This window comes from Rhodoferax sp. (assembly GCF_028714215.1).
Taxonomy (GTDB): domain Bacteria; phylum Pseudomonadota; class Gammaproteobacteria; order Burkholderiales; family Burkholderiaceae_C; genus Rhodoferax.
Genome location: NZ_JAQTMS010000105.1, coordinates 1 through 3,171 on the forward strand (window position 1 = coordinate 1; position 3,171 = coordinate 3,171).

The 3,171-nt window shown below is 56.4% G+C and carries 3 protein-coding genes; 2 read left to right on the forward strand and 1 reads right to left on the reverse strand.

What is annotated here, in order from left to right:
* Positions 1-2: 2 nt before the first annotated feature.
* A complete protein-coding gene (gene ygiD, locus PHS32_RS24010) occupies positions 3-860 on the reverse strand; it encodes a 4,5-DOPA dioxygenase extradiol (protein WP_301082121.1) in 858 nt (285 codons plus the stop codon).
* 242 nt (positions 861-1,102) lie between these two features.
* On the opposite strand from ygiD, the gene phaZ reads away from it, so the two are divergent.
* Together phaZ and PHS32_RS24020 are read left to right on the forward strand one after the other, a co-directional pair.
* Positions 1,103-2,500 carry a polyhydroxyalkanoate depolymerase gene (phaZ, locus tag PHS32_RS24015; protein WP_301082129.1) on the forward strand — a complete coding sequence of 466 codons (1,398 nt, stop codon included), beginning with the start codon at positions 1,103-1,105 and terminating at the stop codon, positions 2,498-2,500.
* Positions 2,500-3,171 (forward strand): RnfABCDGE type electron transport complex subunit B (locus PHS32_RS24020; RefSeq protein ID WP_301082143.1); only part of this gene is annotated, 672 nt, incomplete at its 3' end. The genes phaZ and PHS32_RS24020, both read left to right, overlap by 1 nt.

Here is a 3,171-nt window from a genome sequence, read left to right on the forward strand (position 1 = left end):
AATCAGGCCCAGATGACCGAACGCATCGAGATCGATGCCGCCTGAAAACTGGTATTGAAAAACTGCGGCGTTTCGCTGGCATCGACGGCCCCGGCCGTATAAAGCAGGGGCAAAAAATGCTCGTGGGTGGGATGTGACTGTTTTGCAGCCGCCCCGAGCGCCTGGAAATTCTGTAGCGCAGCCAGATTCCCGTTCTGCAAATAGTCGGCCATGGTTTGGTCAAATTCAAGCGCCCAGTCATACGCCTGATTCGGCCCGGCGCCCATTTGCAGGGTGCGCAAGTTGTGCACCATGTTGCCGCTGCCCACAATCAGCACGCCACGTTCGCGCAGACCTTTGAGTTGCTGGCCCAGCGCATAGTGCTCTGCAGGGGGGCGACTGTAATCCATGCTGAGTTGAATGACCGGCACATCGGCAGCAGGAAACATTGGCTTGAGCACGGACCATGCACCATGGTCAAGACCCCATTCCTGAAAATCGAGTGACAGGGGCTTGGCGCTGCCCGGCTGACGCAGGCACTGGCTGATTTCCTGTGCGGCTTGCGGAAAACCCGGGGCCGGATACTGCTGATCGAAAAGCGCCTGCGGGAAACCGCCAAAATCGTGAATCGTTTTGGGCTGGGTCATGGCGGTCAGCCACCAGCCGTTTGTGAGCCAATGGGCAGAGATACACACAATGAGCTGTGGCATGGGCCATTGCACACCAAATTTGGCCCCCAGCGATTGCCAGCTGCGACGATATTCGTTGTCTTCAATGGCATTCATGGGGCTGCCATGGCCCAGAAAAATGACCGGCATTTTGCCTGTTTTTTTCAGCGCCTGGACAGGGCCGAAGGCGCTAGCATCTGACATGACAGTCATCAAATCTCCAAGAATTAGCGACACCACTGGCGCCGTGGCACCCGTGGCCAAAACCCTACGCCTTGCGACGCCAGCAGTGTCCTTGATTTTCCTTTATAAAGTGTCCATCAAGCGAGAATATTGCCCGGTTTGAGCCTTGCAGAAGCCTGACGGATGACTGGGAAATTGGTGCTTTCACTCCTGCGCAATACCCGTCAAAACTGTTATATTGCACTGCAACATTTCTAGAAAGTAAATTCATCGTGCTGTACAAGATCTACGAAACCCAACGCTCTCTGATGGAGCCTTTCTCGGACCTGGCGCACTCTGCCTCCAAGGTCTACGGTAATCCGCTGTCCGTGTTCGGACAAAACCCGTTTGCCCAGCGTATTTCTGCTGGCTACGATTTGATGCATCGCTTGGGCAAAGATTACGAAAAGCCGGAATTTGGCTTGCGCACGGTCGATGTGGATGGGGTCGAAGTCGCCATTCATGAGCGTGTAGAGATTGACAAGCCCTTTTGTGAGTTGCGCCGCTTCAAGCGTTTCACTGACGACCAGACCACACTCGGAAAGCTCAAAGGGCAGCCCGCAGTGTTGATCGTGGCGCCCCTGTCCGGTCACTACGCCACGCTGCTGCGCGATACCGTCAAGACCATGCTCAAAGATCACAAGGTCTACATCACCGACTGGAAGAATGCGCGCCTGATTCCCCTGTCAGAAGGTGAATTCCATCTGGACGACTATGTGAACTATGTGCAAGAGTTCATCCGCCATTTGCAGGGCATTTACGGCAATTGCCATGTGGTGAGCGTATGCCAGCCCACGGTGCCGGTGTTGGCAGCCGTTTCCCTGATGGCCAGTCGCGGTGAGTTGACGCCCTTGAGCATGACCATGATGGGCGGGCCCATTGATGCCCGCAAATCGCCCACGGCCGTGAACAACCTGGCGATGAACAAGAGTTTTGAGTGGTTTGAGAACAACGTGATTTACCGCGTTCCCACCAACTTTGCCGGTGCTGGTCGGCGGGTCTACCCCGGTTTCCTGCAGCATTCGGGCTTTGTGGCCATGAATCCAAGCAACCACGCCAAGAGCCACTACGACTACTTCAAGGACCTGATCAAGGGCGACGACGCGAGCACCGAAGCGCACCGCAAGTTCTATGACGAGTACAACGCCGTGCTGGACATGGACGCCAACTACTACCTGGAAACAATCCGGGTCGTGTTTCAGGAGTTCTGCCTCCTCAACGGCAGCTGGAATGTCAAGGGCGTGGACGGAAAAATTGAACCGGTCCGCCCGCAAGACATTATCTCCACCGCCCTGTTCTCGGTCGAAGGCGAGCTTGACGACATCTCCGGCTCCGGCCAGACCGAGGCCGTGCACAGCATCTGCAGTGGTGTTGCCAGCTCGGAGCAAAAACACCTGGAAGTCAAGGGCGCCGGACACTTTGGCATCTTCAGCGGCCGGCGCTGGCGCGAGATGGTGTACCCAGCGGTCAAATCGTTCATCCTCAGTCACCAACCGGTAGCCGCAAAACCGGCACCGATGATCGATCCGGTCACCCCTGCGAAAATTGAGAAAAAACCATCGGTAGCCTCCGTCAAACGGGAGGAAGTAGCTACAAAAAATGTAGCAGGCAAGCCTCTACGCAAAAAGTAATGACCACGTTAGCCGCCCAAATCCTGGCGGTGTTGCCCCAGACCCAGTGCACCCGCTGCGGCTACCGGGACTGCGCCGCCTACGCGCAGGCGGTGTCTACAGGAACAGCGGGTATCAACCAATGCCCGCCCGGCGGCGAGCAAGGCATTGCGTGGCTGGCGACCATCACCGGCCAAGCATTTCAAGCGCTGAATCCGATCCATGGCAGCGAGACACCGCGCAGCGTTGCGTTCATCGATGAAAACTGGTGCATCGGCTGCACACTGTGCATCGAAGCTTGTCCCACTGACGCCATTTTTGGCAGCAACAAGTTGATGCACACGGTTATCGAGGCCTATTGCACCGGTTGTGAGTTGTGTCTGCCGGTCTGCCCGGTGGACTGCATCCAACTGGAGAACCTGCCAAAAACAGCCACCGGCTGGGCGGCTTGGTCACGACAGCAGGCTGATTTAGCCCAACGTCGCTATGCATTTAGTAGCTATAGACGTAGTAAGGACGGTGGCTTGAGCCTTGAAAAGCCTGAAGAAGAACGTCGCACGACAGCGACTCTGACCAACCCTTCATTGCACACTGACGTCACCGTCCAGCAACAAAAAAGCGCGGTCATTGAAGCGGCCTTGGCCCGCGCACGGGTGAAACGTGACACCGCAACAAGCGCTGCGTCAACCCAC

Bases quoted from the DNA above. Each gene is read 5' to 3' on its own strand.
- ygiD (WP_301082121.1), bottom strand. From the start codon at position 860: ATGACTGTCATGTCAGATGCTAGCGCCTTCGGCCCTGTCCAGGCGCTG.